Here is an 18,902-nt window from a genome sequence, read left to right on the forward strand (position 1 = left end):
ATACTAAGATTCCCGACTTTTTAAAGCAGTCGGGAATATTAACCTTCCGGGGTAAATGAAGTACACATTCCAAATCAATGAAACGCTTAGAGTAAGTAATTACGAATTACGCTTCTATATCCATATCACCATCGTCATCGTCATGATCGTAAGGGATATCATCAAGGTCTATCATTTCTGAAATTTCTTCTACTTCAGTCAGATACTCAGATTCTTGATGTTCACGCTCGATTAAACGACCAGTTGACTTTAGCCATTCTAAAAGAATAAACTCATTACTTGTACGAATTACAGGCGCTCGTTGGTTACGAGGTTCTTCACGCAAAGGGCTTGTAGGCATAAAAAAAACTCACTTTGAATTACAGATTACCGTAAAAAACATCAAAATTGTACATTAAGTTAAAAGTCTTGCATAACAAGCCTTTTCTCAACAGATGAAATATGAACCGTTGAGCCTTTCATCTCAAACCCGTTTACTTCCTTACCATTAAAATGTCTCCGCATTAGTCCTAATAATAAATCTTCAGGCGGAATGCAATATTACAAAGTATTTGGTAGCTTGGCGAGAGTTTCATACATATCAGCAGGCAGTGCAGATAGTCTGTTTGCTACAGCTACTGCATCAGCTAAATTGCTAAATTGACACCGGACAATTTCTTGTCCATTTCCTGAGGGGAATCGCTTCCTAGCTTTATTAGATACAGCACAAATAATCGCTAAAGCTTTCGCAAACCCATCTTTTGTCAATATTGTTTCTTGAGCGAACCCTTCAACAGGTATAAGACAAACCTCAAATCGATAGCCAGGTCTTGGAGAAACAGCTATGTCGATATATGGTTTATCTTCTTTTCTGATTCGGCGTAAATATTTGGCTGTCGAATTAGAATCATGCAAATCAGTCCCAAGGGCGTAAGTAAAGAAGCAGTCTTCTGTAAGGGACTCAGGACGGGTAATTATATCCGTGGGCATAAGCTCAAGTAGTATCCGTATGTTGTCTGGTTTTGTGACACACTAGACTTGTCCGTTCTTCTTAGCACATTTTTTTTGATAGTTATGGGTATCAGTGCTACGCGATGTATTCCAATACAGTTCGGCTAACTAAAATTTCAAATTTTGGAATGCTGAAGGCTGTTATCTCTAAAGGTCTAGCTCTATTAACTTTGAAACTATTACCCATCCCTTAGATATTTCTTAACGCCTGAATATCGGTTACTTTTTCGGTGTCTATAAGGGCAAATTCCCTCTTTTTGCCAGTTTTCTAGTTGGTAGACACCAAAAGCCTTTATCCATACTCTGATAAGACACATCTACGTCGTCATCTTCAACGTCATTGAATAGATTAGCAATATCAACCGACATCAAACACCTTAAGAATCAAAGAGTGTAGAGATTTAGATTCGGAGAGGCGTCTATATAGTCAGTCACATGACCGAAAATATTTCTCAACATATCTAATCATAACATAGTTGACGGTTAAATTTTAAATAGTACAAAATTTTACTAAGTATAATTCTCGCTAACGGATAAATACTGATTGCGATCGCATCATAGAATAGGGTGGGCGCTGTTTAACATTCGCTCAAACCCCTATTTGCAGCTTAGTACAGTCAATTGTCTTCCAGAAACGGAGCCGGGAACAACTCCGGCTACTTTCAGAATTCAGAATTATTGGAAAATCAAACATGCTAAAGCTTTTTGATTATTAAACTTGGATATCCAAGTCTTTTAAATTCTGAGTTATAAATCCTTATTTAGACAATGCTCAAATTAACTTTGACAATAACATCATTAAAATCTTTGTCACCGCCACCAGCTAAATCTTCAAAGCCAAAGGTGTTATTCCCTAACAGACGAATATGATCTACCTTGTCAGCATTAGCGCCCAAGAATGGGAAGTAAACTGCTGGAGAAAAAATTATTGTGTAAATAAAACCTTAAAGTTTTAAATACAATTTCGATGTGAAAAACAGTATAGTGTGAAGGTAAAGCACAAGCCATGCTTAGATTATGGAATGATTAAAAAACTAAATATATTTATGGAATTTAGAGGTGTTTAAAGAATGGCTTTTGTGGCACTTTTTATTACTCTCACCAGAGCAAAATATAAAAGTTTTGCCTATATCATAGTTTTGCTTATTAAGGTTTTTTTAGAGGTTTTAATAGATATTTATTTTAATGGGTATTTAATAGAATTTACTAAATATACTCAGCTTGATTGACAAAGACCTCACTATCTGATGAGTTATTTATCAGCTAATTGGGGCAACCATTACTGGTTTAACTAGTTTTAATAGCGCTAATGGGGCAACGCCAGAGTTCACGCTAATTCAGCTCTCAAATGGTACCTTCTACGGTACTGCCTTTTTTGGTGGTAGTTCTAATCTAGGGACTGTGTTTAAGTTTGTAATCTAGTTCCAAATTTAATCTGTCCGTAGAAAAATGGTAGGCGTTAAAATTTACGTTCTACTATTTTTCTAAAATAATCAAAATAAATCCCTGTGAGGTAAAAAATCAAAGTTTTGAAGCTTGTTTATCAAAGCTATACACAGCAGCTTGCAAATAACTGAGGTACAAAATGCAGGAATTAAAATCAGACAAAACAGTTTCAAACTCCTGCCAACGCTCTCTACGAGAGGCTAAAAGCGTAGCTTGCTTCTCTGTAAGAGTACGCGGACTCGCTACCCCTGCGCTATCCTGCCTGAAAACCCGTAGGTTTGTACTTCATGCAAAAGAAAACTGCTGTATATGAGAAGATTGAGGAAATTCTCAAAGTCAAGATTTGCAATCTAGCCTCTCCAACCAGAGATATTTAGTGTTATATAAATCTTAACATTAAGTTAACCTAACTTCATAATAATGGTATACAATGTATAACTTTACTACAGATTCATAATTTGATTAACAATGATGTTAAAGCATGTTAAATTGTAGTAACTGTAAAATTTTAAAAAAGAGCAATTATAGTACACCATAGGAAAATTAGCAAATGTTCAGACAAAGTTCTCACGAGAGAAACTTTTTCAAAGCTTTAACTGATAGTGCGGCGAAAGAATCTCACAAGTTAAGACTGGCATGTAAATCCTGTCTGGCTATTCTGGTTGAATCTGTACCTTTTTTGATTGCTTGTGCTGTATTCGTTAGCGTTATCAGCCTAAAAAGCCCTATCCTGCTCTTTTGCTTACTAGTTGGTAGTTTAATTGCAGTTATCAGCCAGCAAATTGGGCAGCAAGTGAATTTACCAAGGCGATCGCTAATAATATTACAAATTTTAGCAGCAGCCGTAATTCTGAGTTTGTATTGGTTAGACTGGTTTGCAGCCCCTGCACAAGCACAGTTTTTTGGGGAAGCTGAAAAGTTTTTCATAAAAAACTTAGCAGGAACAGATGCTGGTGGTAGTGATGCAGTAAGTTTGATATTTAATGTGTTGCGGGCGATTTACTTACTCTATATCGCAATTTCTCTAGTTGGTGTGATTAACGCGGTGCGTAAAGATGAAGATTGGCAAAGCATTGCCAGAACTCCCCTATTAGTAGTTGTTGCTGTTACCATTGCTGATGTACTCACACGCTTTGTAATTGGCTCACAGCCGTAAATTATTCAGATATTTCAAATGTCTCAAGAGCGGGAACAAGAATTTCGTCCAGTCAATCAGGTTCTGGGAAGCCAACCTTCGTTAGGGCCAATTCCTGCCGATCAAATTCTTCCTTGGACAGTAATTGCCTTAGCCTCTTACTTTATTATTAATGGAATTTTTGGTGGGATTTTCCAAGAAGAGTTTCAAAAGTGGTTGTGGACAGTACTAATTACTGGTTGGGGAATAGGAACTTGGTGGATCTTAACTGGTGGTAGGAGTTGGAGTTTTCTAAGTAAATTTGTTGGCGTTCCCGCTTGGACAAGAGGCTTTGCTCGTTATCAAAGCTTATTGGAAGTTAACCATGAAGCAAAAAATCGGAAAACAAAGCGTCGGCATCGCCGGAAATGAAAGTAGATTAACACCATTTGAAGATGCCTTGCACTTGGCGACAATGCTGCGCGTCGCAATAAATGGACGTGATATTGGTGCTTATCTTTTAACAAAAGGCACTCAAAAAGATCGGTTCTGCTTTGTTTTTGGTTTTGATTGTAAGGGAATTCATACCACCTTAAGACCTGAACAAATCGATACACTTTTTAATAATATTGAAGCCGGATTAAAAGACATCCCTAGCGGTGAAAGGATGACACTGCACTTGGGTTCTTTTAGCTCAGACAAAGAGCGGCAAAAAGAATTAGCAACACTAATCAGAAATGCGCCATCACGAGATATTAAATATTTATTGATGGCGGAGAGAGCTAGAGTCAAGGAACTAACTATTTCTGGAATTCGTAAACCAAAATTTTTGCGGATTTACGTTACTTATACGATTGAATCAAACTCGCAGCATGCAGATGATTGGATAGAAAAGCTTTTAGTTAAGGCTGAATCTTGGTGGTTGAAATTCAAAGGTGATCTTTCAGACGTAGAAAACCAACGCATTGAAACCCTGATTTCAAATGCTTATAAGCAGGGTTTTCTGCGTTGGGAACAAATTTTATCTAACCAAATGGGGTTAGATATTAAGCCTTTGAAAGCTGATGAACTCTGGGAGGAAATCTGGAGAAGGTTTAATGATACAGAAGCAATACCTATTCCCCAGTTAATGACTTTAGATGAACAAGGATTACACGAGGAAGTTAATTCTGATTTAGCTAGTACTAAACTACTTATAGACAATATTCACGGCACAACTTTGCTGATGGAGTCTAGTGTACCTTGTGCCGATCGCCGCTGGGTTAATGTTAACAATCGTTATATTGGCGCACTGTCATTTCTAGAGAAACCCGGAGGTTGGACTAATAAATCGACTCAACTGCGCTATTTATGGGAACTGTTGGCTAGAGAAACAGTAGTAGATACAGAAATTTTTTGTGAGTTGACTGCCGCAAATCCCGCAGTGGTGAAAACCACTTTGCAACGAGTGCTGAAGCAGTCAAACATGACAACAATCATGGCTCAAGAAAAAAGTAAAACTATTGATGTCAATGCTCAATTAAAGTTGAAGAAATCGGTAGCGGCACAAGAACAATTATTTGAAGGTGCAGTCCCGATTTATACGAGTGTCGTCATTTTGGTACATCGTCCAAGTCTCGATAAATTAGATGAGGCGACAAGATATATTGAAAACTGTTTTCAACGTCCAGCAAGGGTAATTAGGGAAACTGAATATGCTTGGAAAATTTGGCTGCAAACTCTACCGATAGTTTGGGAAGGTTTGTTAGCAACACCTTTCAACCGTCGCCAGCTATATTTAACAAGTGAAGTTCCCGGATTAATGCCTTTAGTTTTAACTAAAAGAGGTGATAAGCAAGGTTTTGAGTTGATTGCTGAAGAAGGCGGAACACCTGTACATTTAGACTTATTTAATCAACACAAAAATTTAGCTTTGTTTGCTACAACTCGTGCTGGTAAATCGGTGTTGGTATCAGGGATTTTAACTCAGGCTTTGGCACACGGCATTCCGGTTGTGGCGTTAGATTTTCCTAAACCTGATGGGACATCTACTTTCACTGACTATACAGAGTTTATGGAGGGGAATGGAGCCTATTTTGATATTTCCAAACAATCGAATAACTTATTTGAACAGCCAGATTTACGATCGCTAGAACCAGAACAACAGCGCGATCGCTTTAACGATTATACTGCCTTCCTCGAATCAGCGTTAATGACAATGGTTTTAGGATCATCGACTGAAAGTCAAATTTTATCGCAAACCGTGCGATCGCTGCTTAACCTAGCTTTAGAAGCCTTCTTTAGAGATGAGGGGATCAAAGAGCGATATCGAGACGCAATGACGGAGGGATTTGGCACTCTTGCTTGGCAGAAAACCCCTACCTTAAAAGATTTTCTCTTTTTCTGCTCACCCGAACATTTGCAGCTAAGTTCTTTAACTGGCAGAGTAGAAGACGCTCTGAGTCAAATTCAGCTGCGCTTACGATTTTGGCTTTCTAGCCGCGTCGGACAATCCATTTCTGCACCATCTAGCTTTCCTACCGATGCACAACTTTTAGTTTTTGCTCTGAGAAACCTATCAGATAGTGAAGATGCAGCCGTACTCTCCTTGAGTGCCTATTCAGCCGCACTACGACGTGCATTAAGTAGTCCGGCTTCCATATTCTTTATCGATGAAGCACCAATTTTGTTTGAATTTGAGCAAATTTCTGACTTAGTGGGCAGAATTTGTGCCAACGGCGCTAAAGCAGGTATTAGAGTCATCTTATCAGGACAAGATCCTGACACTATTGCTAAATCTAAAGCTGCATCTAAAATTTTGCAAAACTTGACAACACGATTGATTGGACGCATTCAGCCAGTTGCAGTAGATAGTTTTGCAGATATCTTGAAATATCCCCGCCAAGTTATTGCTCGTAATGCCTCAGAAAGCTTTTTTCCCCGCAAAGAAGGCGTTTATAGTCAATGGCTACTAGATGATAATGGTAGCTATACGTTCTGCCGTTACTATCCAGGTTACGAACAATTGGCAGCAGTTGCTAATAACCCCTCTGAACAAACTGCGCGTAGCAAAATGATGCAGTTTCACAGCGATAAATATGAAGCAATTTCTGCCTTTGCGCGTCAGTTAGTGGCAAATCTACGTAGTAGTTAATCGGGTTTTGCAAACAGTTAACAGTGAGTTAAAAACTATAAATCATAGTTCAAAACCAATACCGTTTAGTTAAGTATTTCTTCCTTATCTTCCTTCGCTTTCTTCTCTAAGAGACGCTATGCGTTGGCAGTTCGTTGAAAAAACTGACTTTGACAAAGAGTTAAGCCTTAATTGAAGCGTATTGAGTTAAAAAGTTAAATTTCTGACTCACTACATGATGTCGTTTACCTTTTTCAGGCACAGATATATGCGAAAAACTACCATTTTTACTTTTACTTTGTTATCCCTGGCAATCCTACCAGCGATCGCACAAATTCAAACTGGATTAGGCGGCGTTTGGACTGATTTTCAAGCATATTCCACAGATTTGCAAAATTACCTTCAATATAATTTGAGCGACAATTTAAAGCCTGTAGAAACAGAAAGTCAAATTGCTCTTAATACTGACAAGGGAGAATTAAATATACCTAACCCCATCGCTGCGGGAAAACAAGTTCGGAATCAATTGACTAACCCCTCTGCTCCTTACGACTCTAGAGCAAACCGCTTTGAGAATAATTCAGCAGTCTGGGGAAATTCAGTTAGTAATGAACTTAATCGTGTAATTACCCGTGGAGTAGCAGTAGGTATTCTCGGAAGAAATGGACAAAATAGGGCAAAAGCGAAGTTAGAAAGTACTGAAGAATCTTTAAAGAATATTACAAAATTTGCTGATGATAATCAAATTGAAACAAAGATCCAGTCCCTTGCTAACAATACAGATATTGTAAAGAGTGGTATTGCCGGACTAGCAGAAGTGCTAGGTCTGACTCAATTACAAAATACTCAAATTCAACAAGAACAAGTAAAAATTGTAGCTGAAACATTTGCTCAGACAATACAAAATAATCAGTCTTTACAATACTCAAACTTAAATTTGGCAAACATATCTCAGCAGTCGGAAGAGGCAAACCGCGCTCGGAGAGTAGAAACATCTACAGAAGCAGCGCGACTTTTACGAGCGACTTCTCAAATGGATTTGTTTGGCAGAACAGTTAACAAGTAGGATTTTAGGAAAACAACTCTGATTTCTCAGATACTTTTTAAAATTCTTTAACTTTTAACAACCTAAAAAAATCGGAAAAACAGTTTAATAGGTATACCCTACAAAATAAAAAAATAGCCCACAAACTAAAAATGCAACTTGCTATTAAACTAATTTTTGCCCAAGTAGGCATTGATAGAGTTATCGATAATGGTACTGCAACTTCTCAAAGTATTGCCGAAGGTTGGGATAAACAATGGCTGGATTTATTACAAAATAACACCAATAATAATTTGTATGGTTCGCTGACAAATCTGGGTATTTTTTTCGCGGTAGGAACCCTGTTATTTTTTATGATACAATTCCTCAAAGACTTAATATCCTACGAATATACCCGTCCCATATCAGCTTTAATTTGGCCTTTCATAGTGGTAGTACTCTTAAGTAATTCAGGTAATGGAAGTATACTTTCTAATCTGACTCTGGGAGTGCGGAATTTTTTAAACACTGCGAATCAGCAAGTATTGGTAACAGCAGATGCAAATAAAACTTACCAGCAAGCACTGAATATGAGTATTGCTGAAGAAGTAGCTGGTTCTTTTCTACGTCCTTGTCAATCGCTTACTGGCGAACAACAAAGTCAATGCTTTTTGAAAGCTGGCGACAAACTCAACGTTCTCTGGCGAAAATATAGAGACACTTATGGAAATAGAAGCTGGATAAATAGACTGCAAATTAAGGTAGATAATATCAAATATGGCACTGTTGGCAGTGTATCAGAAACCTCTTTTAATTCTCTTTTAGGTTCTACAGTCCAAACGAGCATCAAGAACTTTTTAGTTTCTTTACAATATGCCTTCCAGAACTTGATAGAAGCAACTATGTTGTTAATAGCAGCTTTAGGGCCAATAGCTCTTGGTAGTTCTTTACTACCTGTAGCTGGCAAACCAATCTTTGCATGGCTGACTGGATTTCTATCTATGGGAATTGCCAAAATTTCATTCAATATTATTGCTGTGCTAACTTCCGCAGTGATTGTAAATGGCCCAGGTCAAAATCCTAATGTTGACCCGGATTTAATGTGGTTCATAATTTTTCTAGGAATATTAGCACCAATTTTATCTTTACTTGTGGCTGCTGCTGGTGGTTTTGCAGTCTTTGGTGCTATCAGTAATACGGCTTCTTTAGTAAAGGAAAGAATATAGAAAACTCAAAATTAAAAATGAATAAGAAGCAAGTGACGTGACTGCTGACTATATAGAAATCGTCATATATAATAGCTAATTTTTTTGCAGTACGAGGTGATGAAATGGTGCGTTTATTAGAAAAAAGACAAAGAACAGGAAGTGTTTTGACGATTTTTGCGATCGCCAGTTTCAGTGTACATATATTAATTTTATTTTTATTCTTATTACAAGGGCTAAATATTCGCCAACTCAGTTTGAGAAAACCTCCCAATTTTGTACAATTAATTGATGGTAAACCAGTTGCTAATATTGATGATTTAGCAAGAGAACCAGAAGCGATACGCCGATTTATCAGCAAAACGATGATATCAATGTTTAGCTGGTCTGGAACCTTACCACCACAAACTATTGAAGAAGTTGCAAACCCCAAATCAGATTTAGGAATACTTATTAGTACACCTCAAGGTAGTGGCCAAAAGATTAGTACCAGCACCTGGGTAGCTAGTTTTGCGTTATCAGAAGACTTTCGCAAAGGTTTCTTAAGCACAGTTGCAGAAATGACACCGCCAGAGGTTTTCTCTGAAAATCCCAATCAAGCAATGACATCACAATTAGTTATTAAACGGGTTTATCCACCTAAACAAATTGCACCAGGTAAATGGCAAGTGGGTATGGTAGCCGACTTAATTCAAAAAAACCGAGTTGGTGGTGCAAGACTTATCACTCCTTTTAACAAAGATTTTCTTGTACGTGCAGCAGATTATTTCGCTAATCCCCAAGCAGACAATAGCACCGACTTACAAAAAGCAATTTATAGTGTCCGCTCTGATAGACTAGAAATTTATGAAATTCGGAACTTATGTTTGCTAGATAACTACAATAGCTCTAACCAAGATACATCAAAACAATGCGTAACTGGACAAACATCTGATAGCTTTATCAGATAATAGATTTCTAATTCACTGGGTCATAGTTCAATTTATATAATCAATTATTAATGCAATTACTCAAGCCAGAAAATAAGAAAAACAACCCCTTGCCAGCGTTGGCAGTAGGAACATTTGGTTTACATCTGTTAACCTTGCTTTTACTAATATTTCACGGGTCTATGTTACAACAGTTAAGTCTGCAACTCACGCCTGAAAGTTTAGTGCAACTTGTTGATGGTCGCACTATAACCGTAGACCCTGAACCAAACTTAAAGCGACAGCCAGAGGCTATTAGGCGGTTTGTTGGTGAAACTATGAGCTTAATGCTTACTTGGTCGCAAGAACAGCCGCCAACACAAGTCTGGGAAATTACCTCCCAACTAATAGCTGATGATTTTAAAGAAAAACTTAAGTCGGAACTTACTAATTTAAATCCAGATAGGCAATTTGAAAATGTTAATAGAGGAGCAGAGAATGTTTTAGTAATCCAAAAAATTTCTCAACCTACAGAAATAGGCAATGGAAGGTGGAAAATAGAGATACTTGCCAATCAATTAACTTTTAGCGGTTATGATAGGTTGGGAAAATCAGTTTCCTTTAATAAACAAATTTTAGTTAGAGCAATAGATGAGCCTGCAACTTCACTACCAAATGCGCCACTACCGTTGCACTTCGCAGCTTACCGCCTTGGTGAAGCCAGACTAGAAATTTATAATATATGTGAGATGAAAGATAACAATTGTTCTGGAAAACCAAACCAAGCTCTACCATGACCCGATACTCAATCCCTGCGGAAACACCTCCTCAAAATGGATTTGCTCTAACCACCGACGATGACCAAGTAGAAGTAGAATCTTCGGATTGGGAATCACGAATGTCAAAGTTGGTCGGCTTTGAAGAATCTTCTTCTACCGATACCCAAGGATCAGAAAACTCTGCAACGCCACCAGAATCGGTTTCTCAACCACAAGAAGTTCAGACTAAGCAAGCTCTCTCAGCTAATCCCTTTGCAAAATTAGGCTTGGTAGGGGCTGCTACCTTAGGGATCGTTTTGGTGGGTGGTGTGTTTTTGTCGCAGTTAATGGGTACCAGCAATCGAAAACCCCAAAATATTGTTTCTCCACCAGTACAAGAGCAGCCGACTAATGAATCTACATCTCAACAGCTAGAAGCTCAAGTAGATACTCTAAAAACGAAATTAGCCCTGACTGAACAAGCGCAAATGGTGAAAGCTGCCCAACAACAGCTGAGAACTGCCAAATCAATGTCTACAGTACCTTTGCAACAACCATCAGTTAGACCGCAAGTGATCCCAACACCCCCACCAACAGCTTATGTACCTCGCACAGTTACAGTTGAGCGCGTCGTTAGAGTACCTGCTTCTCAACCTGTGCCATCACCCCAGCTACCAGTTGTGAAGCCAAACACTCAACCGGTAGTTAAAATAACTCCACCATCTCCACCAAGCCCACTTGAAGAGTGGGCAAGGCTAGCAAAGTTAGGTAGTTATGGTCAAGTAAATGCTACCAATCAACCTACTACCATAGCCGCTGTTGAACCTTTAAACAACACGCCCCAGCAACAGACACCACCTCCTGAGCCACCCCCACAACAGGAAACAGCGCAAGCGCTGGGGCCAAAATCCTTAGCAGTCGGGAGTAGTGCCAAAGCTGTGCTAGCAACAGCAATATTCGGAGAAACTACTAATAAGTCAAGCGGTGGTGATTCAGAGGAAGAAAAAACCGTATTTGTGATCCGATTGGAAGAACCGCTAAAATCCTCCGATGGGGCGATCGCTATACCTGCAAATACCGAATTCTTAACTGAAATTCGTTCCATTTCCGAACAAGGTTTTTTGCAGATGAACGTAGTTAAACTGATCTCGCAAAATAATGGCAACCCTACAGAGCAAAGCTTACCCAAAAATGCAATTATTATTCGCGGTACCCAAGGTAAACCTTTAATAGCAAGTAAATTTCCCGGTCAAAGTTCGTCTATAGCATCAATGGATCTAGGACTATTCGTTTTGGGAGGTCTTGGTAAAGCGGCAGAGTTAATAAATCGCCCCGATACCACACTCGTGTCCTTACCCACCACCACCACCACCACTAATAGCAACGGCGATTCCACCCCCGTCATTACTTCTGCTACTGGTACTATCACTGAGAATAGACGTGACCTTGTAGCTGCGGTTGCGGAAGGTGGTTTCACTTCTGTAGTACCCCAAATTGCCCAACGTAATCAACAGGCGATCGCCCAAATGTCACAACCAACTAATATTTGGTTTATGCAAGCTGGTACAACTGTTGAATTATACGTTAATCAAGCGATCTAGTTTTAGAAGGTAGGATTTATACCAATTGAGATATTAGATTGGGTAATGGTAATTGGTTAATTAGTTTTCTTTTCCTTTTTCCCATCTCCCCTTGTTACATCTACCAATTTACCCATTTGCAACCATGAAAAATAATACTAAATCGTCAGGAAATACCGCAAAGAATTCTTATTTCCTACCTATAGCTTCCTTAATTTTCTCGGTTGCTATGCTCTTGTTGGTAGGCCGCGCTGTAGCTAATAACGCCGTTTTGCGTTCCATATTTTCCTGCCAAGCACAGGGTTTAGGGGGACTAGTACCTACAATCAATGTTTGGTATCAGCAAGGAACAAACTTAAGCTTTATTCCGGCCGGAGAAGTAATTAAAAAAGTTTGGTTGAACGATCCATCACAAGTAACGATGGATTTTGATGGCCCAGTATGTATGCAGTTTGGCCCAAAACCTAATGCTAGTTCAGGAGATTGTAAAAACTCAGCAGCGAATGTAATTCAACTCAGACGAATTCCCAAACTGAACATTCCTGGGCTTCCTAACACTAACAATACACTTTTAACAGTTGTTACCGAAGGGCAAGGTAGAAACAAATTGTATACTTTTCGAGTGATATATGGAACAGATAATCCCGAATATCACACTTTAGCAATTTTTCCCGATCCTTCTGGTCAGGAAGGGGCTTGTGCAAAAGTTTCACAATAAAGTTTACCAAAAGTACCTAATAGATATAGGAGCGAAGTAGAGACGTAGCAGCGCTAGGTCTCTATAAGGGTTTCATATCATGTTCGACTTAATACTTATGTCATTGCGAGCGTAGCGCGGCAATCCCAAACCTTTGCGATTGCTTCATTCCACTTCGTTGCATTCGCAATGACATATTATAAGTGATTTGCCGAACATGATATCAGGCAATAAATAATTAATTTCTAGAGATGTGTAAATGAAGTAATACCAATTCAAATAATGTTTGCGACACATCAATTATTTGTAAGGGTACAACATTGTTGTGCCCCTACTCATCTGTCGCATTCTTTTTTCAAATTGGTATAAGAGGAAGAGGATGTTTGAAAAGTATTTGGCTGTGAGTTACTACTTCAGGGAAGCAAATTGGGGTACTTCACCTATATTGTCTTAAGTATAAATAGCTAGGCGTAAATAAATTAAAGTTTGTAATCACGGCTTTAATCCTGATAATCCTTATTTAGATTGATGAATCGCTCACTGCAAACTAGAATTTTATTCTATGTTTAATTATGCCTACCTACTTACTCAGGCGTTTCCAACCAACATCTTTATAAATCTTTAGGCAAAAACTAACTACAAATTCCAAATCTGTGTAAATATAAAGAAAAGCTTAAGAGGTTACAGACTCATGGTAACAGCGAAAATAATGCAACAGCTTTGGGCTGTAATCGAGTCTACACAGGTTAGCACCCTGCTACAGTTTGATGATGCTGCTTTAGTGCAAGTCCTTCTCCAGCAGTTAAAGGCGAAGCAGGCGATTGATCCGCAGGCAGATAGCACCCTTAATACTTATATAAAATCCAAACTACCCCTCATTCGTGATACAGCGGAAGGTAGATTATCCTTTGGGCAAGGCGGCAATCATTAGCGCGATAAATCAAATGATTTCTCATTGCCAAGCATACGCTCAGAGTTTAAACAGTGGAATATTATGAATTACTGGCTAGTAATTGCCCTAGTAGCTTATCTAATTGGAGCAGCAATTGAAGGGTTCAGTACAGCCAGTCAGCTATCTCATTCAGTGCCAGAATTAGCCAAAAGTACACAAGATCATCCTTCAGATTCTGCCACTCCGCCTAGCTCGATTTGGCGAGTTGTGGCCGCTATCGCTTCAGTAAGTATCTGTGGAGCTTTTTTGTGGCCTTGCCGCCTTTTTCACCGTTTAATTAAAGGTAACGTTCGTTCGGAAGATTAGAACACCAATCAATATCAATATAGTAGTAATTCTGGAAGAATCTTACCCCTCTTTGTTGGTGTCAGCCTGACGTTAGGCAAGCAAAGAGGGGAATTTGATTGGCGCTTATCTATAACAAACAATTTTCATTTGAATCAGACACACGGTAGGGATGCACAACTGTGCGTCTATATAAATTGTTTGTATTCCAAGCAATTACAAACCCTTACATCATGTAGTTTGTTCTGGTGTCGCTACATTTTGCCCAATTTTTGGCTCAGTACCAGCAAGCAGTCGTTCAATATTAGTACGATGGCGCAAAATCACATATAATCCGCCGGCAATTCCAAACAGAATATAGGGTAGGGGTTGATGCAAAAGTACCATGAAAATGGAACCTGCGATCGCACCTGTAATTGAACTCAAAGAGACAATCCGCGATATCGCCACAACGACGGCAAATACACCTGCTGTTGCTAAACCTACCTGCCAACTCATTGCCAACAAGATTCCTAAGCTAATAGCAACAGATTTACCACCAGTAAAGCCTAAAAAAATTGATTTACTATGTCCGAGGATGGCAGCTAACCCAGCTAAAGTTACTATCCACGGTTGCCATAGTTGTGGATCTACTGTTGGAGGTATATAATTTTGAATTGGGTTAAAATTGAACAACCAGTAAACTAGAGCGATCGCTAATACTCCCTTTAAGGCATCAAGTACTAAAACCAATGCTCCTGGCCCTTTCCCCAAGGTTCTTAGTACATTAGTTGCGCCAGTGGAACCTGAACCAACTTCCCGAATATCAATACCCTTTAACTGCTTCACAGCAATGTAGCCAGTGGGAAAAGAACCCAGCAGGTAAGCTATCACCACAATTAGCACGCACAGAGTTAACCAAATAGCCATAATAAAATTCAAAATTCACTTATTCAAAAAAGTCCAGAGAAATAACTTTTCACTCTGGACTATTGACTAATTAAAAGTCGTCATCATAGTTTCTCACTGTTTTGGGGTCAGGAGCAAAGGCTAACCACAAAGGAAATTGCAACAGTGACAAACTGATTAGCTCCTCTGAATCATCAATGATAATTAAGGGCAATTGATTGGCTTTTGTCAATCGGTCTGCCTTCTGAGCGAGAGCATCAGATGCCTCAAATAATACCACACCCCGGTCTGGGCCGAAATCTGGGCGACCGATTCCCAGACAATCTTGCAAGCCGCGCCGCCATTCACCTAATCGCTCCGGCGTATTAGCTAAGACTAAAGTACGGAGGCGATCGCCATAGAGCTTATGTAATATCGAAATCGTAGCTGAGGCAATCAGGATATTCTGCAAGCGGCTACCCATTGTCCGCAAACCACCCCGTCCCCCTTGGGTAAAAAACCAGTTGGAAACACGTTCAGCGTGGATTGGTTCGAAGGTACGACGTAGTTGCCACGGTGGGCCGTAGTAGTCCGGTTTATTGCGATATTGGTCAATTAAGCGGCGAATTTGCTTTGTAGTGTCTTGAAACTGCTGTTGGGCAAATTGGGGTATTCCAGATTGTGGTTCAACTGGTTTAGCCTCTCTTACAGATGGTTTTTCTCGTTCTACTACAGTTGGTGTCAGTTGCAACTGCTCGGCGGCTGAGGCTAAATCTTGTAAGCTACCTGTGAGATAATCTTTAAAACCCTGCACCCGAATTGCCAAGTCTTGGGACGTACCAGCAAAAGTAGTTCGCATTTCGTTGCGGATACGTTCTTGACGGCGTTCTAATTGTTCTACAGAAATTTGCAGGGTTTGTTTACGTTGTTCTAACTGCACCAGTGACTCTTGTACGATTCGTCCCAGTGATGTTTGAGTTTCACTCACCTGTGCCTGAAGATTTTTGTAATAAGCTTGCAGGTTGGCTATTTCTTCATTGAGAGCGGCTTGGACGCTGTGCAACTCTGCCACTCGCTGCTCTGCTTCTGTATATAATGAATGATTTCCTGATTCTATTTCTGACTGAAGTGGGAGATTTTCAGCTTCTAACTGGGCTACAAACTCGCCATTTGAATTTTCTGTTAGCTCTACTGTAGAATCTACCACTTCTGCATTGGAAATGAGTGGCTCAAAAGTTGTGTAGTCTTTTGATGAGCTAATGGCTCCTGTTTCTACCACAGACTCAACACATGGATTTGCTGGATGTTCAACTGCACTGTTCTGTTCTTGTTTTTCCGCCAACCGCTCATCAATTGGTTCTGGGGTTTGAGATGCCTCTGAGTTCATAAACAATAGTGTAATTCCTATGACGCGAACAAATAGCTTTCAGAAATATTACAATCGACTTGCTATAAAAGTCCTGAATCATCAGTGCTGAGTTATGAGTCTAGATGAAAACGACTCGGCACTGATGGTACTCAGTACTAAATACGTGGACAACGTTGTTCTAAACAACCCTTCAAGGTGTTAGGGTCAAATAAAATCGGCAAAAAGTGAATACTTTTAATTTCTTTAAAGTAAAACAGAATGGGTACTTTATTCCAGAATATCCGCCAGTTTTGCCATTCCTGATAGGGAAAACGCCGAAGCAATTTTTCGCCTCTGTAAATATCTAAGTCGGTGACGGTAAATTGCAAACGTAGCGTTAATGCCTGAAACATCAGAAAGAAACCAAACAGTGTGAAAATTAAGCCTATCCACGGTTGTACCAACAGTAGTGGAATAGCGGCAATCATCAACACTATAGGTATGTTGTAACTAGGTTTGAGTTCCACAGTTGATGTGGAGTTAGGAGCAAATGAAGTGGTCACAGTCTTAAATCCTGCTTTATTAGTAGGCATCTATCCTATTTTAGAAGGCAAGAGGCAGGAGGCAGGAGTTAAAACTCCTCACTTCTAACTCTGAACCAGAGGCAAAGTGTCTCCGGTTTTGCTCCTAACTCATCAGTTTTATAAGCCCAAGAACGCACTGCTAGTCCCCTGAAACATTAACCAAGAAAGAAAGAAATTGCTAACGAATATAATTAGTAAGGCAGTCACAACAGCAGTTGTAGTTGACTGTCCTACACCTTTGGCTCCTCCTGTTGTCGTCAACCCCCAACTGCAACCAATTACGGCGATTAAAATGCCAAAGCAACACGCCTTAATCATGGCGCTAACAATATCCCATATCCCAAGAAAGTTACGGGCTGAGTCTAGAAATACCGTATCAGAAAGGTTGTAGATATTTGTCGCAATTATTAATCCTCCGAACATCCCTGTTATCAAAGACAAGAGGGTTAAAATTGGTAGCATTAAACAGCAAGCAAGCACGCGGGGAATAACCAGATAATCGATTGGATCAGTTCTCAACATCAACATGGCATCGATTTGTTCTGTTACCCGCATGGTACCGATTTCTGCTGCAAAAGCAGAACCGACTCGCCCCGCCAAAATCACTGCTGTCAACACGGGAGAGAGTTCTCGTGTCAACGCTACAGAAAGCACTCCGCCGATAATGTTTCCGGCGCCAAAGTTGATAAATTCCCGCGCCACCTGAATGGTAAACACTGCGCCGACAAAAATAGCCGTCAATAGGGCAATAAATAGGGAATCTGGCCCAACTGCTGCCATTTGTTCTAAGGTGTTGCGCCGATGGATTTTACCCTTCAATAGGTGAACTAGTACTTGCCCACCCAGAAAAATCGCCGCCAGCAGCCGCTGACTCCATTCTCCTAAACTGGATTTGGATGTAGTCTGGTTCAATGTTCTGTAGCTAACTCGGTAACTGCCTTAAGAATAGCGGAAGTTATGGGGAATGGGGAATGGGTAATTGGGTGGGGATTGGAGATTAAGGACTGGGGACTGGTTATTAATTCTTCTTCCCCTGCTCCCTCATTCCCTCACTCTCCTAATAAGAAAACTTGTTGCACAAGTGGGGGAAAGGGTCAAGGGTAAAGAAATGGAATTTTCCCTTTCTCTTTAACCTTTCCCCAACATCTTGCAAAAGTGATTTTTGCAAGATGTCTAGACTGAATATTAACTTAGATTAAAGATGTTCTCAGAAAATTAAGCTGTTCTTAAACGTGCTAGAAAGCAATAAATAGGTGCTAATCTTGGCTATAACCTTCATTTTGCAAGGTTTTTATAGATTAAAGTGATTTTTTATTTTCCCAGCATACGCTGTAACTAATAGTTGCTTATTTTAATGAAAACTTAAGATTCTTGACAGATTCTCTGTTCAGGAGCGATCACACGTATTGTAGAAAATGACGAACTGCTATCTAGCTCTTGTCATCTCTACTCACGGAGTTTGTCTTAAATGACTATTTTCACTAACTTTCTCCGCTCCCTACTACTGACAATTATTTTTAGCTTTGTCGCTCCCATGCTACTTGTTGGCGGCGGATTGTTCCTTTTACCGCTCATCGGTTACTTCCCCGGCTTACAAGAGTTAACTGAAGCGATCGCTACTCAAATTATGCATTTTCTCGCCGCCTTTGGCAGTGGAACTCCCCTACGCGGATTATTTGTGATTAGCTTGACATGTAGTTTCGTTGGCGCACTGTTTGATACGTATGTTTACTATCGGTGCCAAATTTTACGAATAGACTCATAAGTAGTGGAAATAGCTTCTTCAGTTGCTGATAGATTGCACAAGATCGGAAAAAGCCATATTTCCAAAAGTGAAAGTACTACTGGATACAGATTAGTGTTGCTAAATGAATTTTTATTACTTAAATTGGCTATCGAAGTTATTGATTAAATATTTATTATTTATTAGTTATTAGTTATTAATTACTGACAACTGGTGCAGGTGTGCGACCGTATTAAACCAATCATCAAAAAGTCAAAAAGCTTGCAATACTAAGGGTTAGGCAATTTT

At 39.6% G+C, this 18,902-nt stretch carries 18 protein-coding genes and 1 pseudogene; 12 read left to right on the forward strand and 7 right to left on the reverse strand.

Annotated features, from left to right (window positions below; genetic code table 11):
* Nucleotides 1-106: 106 nt before the first annotated feature.
* The 3 genes and pseudogenes from H6G97_RS13920 to H6G97_RS13930 all read right to left on the reverse strand — a co-directional run.
* The gene (locus H6G97_RS13920) at nucleotides 107-340 is read right to left on the reverse strand and encodes a DUF3134 domain-containing protein (RefSeq protein WP_100900013.1); all 234 of its coding nucleotides are present in this window, start codon (nucleotides 338-340) and stop codon (nucleotides 107-109) included.
* Between the two features lie 200 nt (nucleotides 341-540).
* Nucleotides 541-969, reverse strand: coding sequence for a hypothetical protein (locus H6G97_RS13925; protein WP_190941174.1), 429 nt, complete (start codon nucleotides 967-969; stop codon nucleotides 541-543).
* Nucleotides 970-1,751: 782 nt separating this feature from the next.
* Nucleotides 1,752-1,907, reverse strand: a pseudogene (locus tag H6G97_RS13930) (DUF4114 domain-containing protein); the annotation flags it as partial.
* A 1,079-nt stretch (nucleotides 1,908-2,986) separates the two neighbouring features.
* Here H6G97_RS13930 and H6G97_RS13935 point away from each other — a divergent pair.
* From H6G97_RS13935 to H6G97_RS13985, 11 genes are all read left to right on the forward strand, one after another.
* Nucleotides 2,987-3,592 (forward strand): hypothetical protein, encoded by a 606-nt coding sequence (locus H6G97_RS13935; protein ID WP_190941175.1) that lies wholly within the window; start codon nucleotides 2,987-2,989, stop codon nucleotides 3,590-3,592.
* A gap of 18 nt (nucleotides 3,593-3,610) precedes the next feature.
* Nucleotides 3,611-3,982, forward strand: coding sequence for a hypothetical protein (locus H6G97_RS13940; RefSeq protein WP_190941176.1), 372 nt, complete (start codon nucleotides 3,611-3,613; stop codon nucleotides 3,980-3,982).
* A complete protein-coding gene (locus tag H6G97_RS13945; protein ID WP_190941177.1) occupies nucleotides 3,936-6,683 on the forward strand; it encodes a hypothetical protein in 2,748 nt (915 codons plus the stop codon). Before H6G97_RS13940 ends, H6G97_RS13945 begins: the two co-directional genes overlap by 47 nt.
* Before the next feature lie 247 nt (nucleotides 6,684-6,930).
* Nucleotides 6,931-7,728 carry a hypothetical protein gene (locus H6G97_RS13950; protein ID WP_190941178.1) on the forward strand — a complete coding sequence of 266 codons (798 nt, stop codon included), beginning with the start codon at nucleotides 6,931-6,933 and terminating at the stop codon, nucleotides 7,726-7,728.
* A gap of 131 nt (nucleotides 7,729-7,859) precedes the next feature.
* Nucleotides 7,860-8,912, forward strand: a complete 1,053-nt coding sequence (locus H6G97_RS13955) for a hypothetical protein (protein WP_190941179.1) — start codon at nucleotides 7,860-7,862, stop codon at nucleotides 8,910-8,912.
* Nucleotides 8,913-9,016: 104 nt separating this feature from the next.
* Nucleotides 9,017-9,841 (forward strand): hypothetical protein, encoded by an 825-nt coding sequence (locus tag H6G97_RS13960; protein ID WP_190941180.1) that lies wholly within the window; start codon nucleotides 9,017-9,019, stop codon nucleotides 9,839-9,841.
* A 50-nt stretch (nucleotides 9,842-9,891) separates the two neighbouring features.
* Complete coding sequence (locus tag H6G97_RS13965) at nucleotides 9,892-10,596, forward strand: hypothetical protein (protein ID WP_190941181.1); 705 nt, start codon at nucleotides 9,892-9,894, stop codon at nucleotides 10,594-10,596.
* Nucleotides 10,593-12,158 carry a TrbI/VirB10 family protein gene (locus tag H6G97_RS13970; RefSeq protein ID WP_190941182.1) on the forward strand — a complete coding sequence of 522 codons (1,566 nt, stop codon included), beginning with the start codon at nucleotides 10,593-10,595 and terminating at the stop codon, nucleotides 12,156-12,158. Before H6G97_RS13965 ends, H6G97_RS13970 begins: the two co-directional genes overlap by 4 nt.
* A gap of 124 nt (nucleotides 12,159-12,282) precedes the next feature.
* Complete coding sequence (locus tag H6G97_RS13975) at nucleotides 12,283-12,855, forward strand: hypothetical protein (protein ID WP_190941183.1); 573 nt, start codon at nucleotides 12,283-12,285, stop codon at nucleotides 12,853-12,855.
* Between the two features lie 670 nt (nucleotides 12,856-13,525).
* On the forward strand, nucleotides 13,526-13,765 hold the full coding sequence (locus H6G97_RS13980; protein WP_190941184.1) for a hypothetical protein: 240 nt from the start codon (nucleotides 13,526-13,528) through the stop codon (nucleotides 13,763-13,765).
* Between the two features lie 63 nt (nucleotides 13,766-13,828).
* The gene (locus tag H6G97_RS13985) at nucleotides 13,829-14,092 is read left to right on the forward strand and encodes a hypothetical protein (RefSeq protein ID WP_190941185.1); all 264 of its coding nucleotides are present in this window, start codon (nucleotides 13,829-13,831) and stop codon (nucleotides 14,090-14,092) included.
* Between the two features lie 210 nt (nucleotides 14,093-14,302).
* On the opposite strand, the gene plsY is transcribed toward H6G97_RS13985, so the two are convergent.
* The 4 genes from plsY to H6G97_RS14005 form a co-directional block, all read right to left on the reverse strand.
* A complete protein-coding gene (gene plsY / locus H6G97_RS13990; RefSeq protein ID WP_190941186.1) occupies nucleotides 14,303-14,980 on the reverse strand; it encodes a glycerol-3-phosphate 1-O-acyltransferase PlsY in 678 nt (225 codons plus the stop codon).
* A gap of 70 nt (nucleotides 14,981-15,050) precedes the next feature.
* Nucleotides 15,051-16,325 carry a DUF3086 domain-containing protein gene (locus H6G97_RS13995; protein ID WP_190941187.1) on the reverse strand — a complete coding sequence of 425 codons (1,275 nt, stop codon included), beginning with the start codon at nucleotides 16,323-16,325 and terminating at the stop codon, nucleotides 15,051-15,053.
* A 137-nt stretch (nucleotides 16,326-16,462) separates the two neighbouring features.
* Nucleotides 16,463-16,879: a DUF3119 family protein gene (locus H6G97_RS14000; protein ID WP_190941188.1), complete on the reverse strand. Its 417-nt coding sequence runs from the start codon at nucleotides 16,877-16,879 to the stop codon at nucleotides 16,463-16,465.
* Between the two features lie 108 nt (nucleotides 16,880-16,987).
* Nucleotides 16,988-17,782 (reverse strand): MlaE family lipid ABC transporter permease subunit, encoded by a 795-nt coding sequence (locus H6G97_RS14005; RefSeq protein ID WP_190941189.1) that lies wholly within the window; start codon nucleotides 17,780-17,782, stop codon nucleotides 16,988-16,990.
* A 556-nt stretch (nucleotides 17,783-18,338) separates the two neighbouring features.
* On the opposite strand from H6G97_RS14005, the gene H6G97_RS14010 reads away from it, so the two are divergent.
* On the forward strand, nucleotides 18,339-18,635 hold the full coding sequence (locus H6G97_RS14010) for a hypothetical protein (protein WP_190941190.1): 297 nt from the start codon (nucleotides 18,339-18,341) through the stop codon (nucleotides 18,633-18,635).
* The last annotated feature ends 267 nt before the right edge of the window (nucleotides 18,636-18,902 follow it).

It is taken from the genome of Nostoc flagelliforme FACHB-838, from assembly GCF_014698065.1.
In the GTDB taxonomy this organism is placed as follows: Bacteria; Cyanobacteriota; Cyanobacteriia; order Cyanobacteriales; family Nostocaceae; genus Nostoc; species Nostoc flagelliforme_B.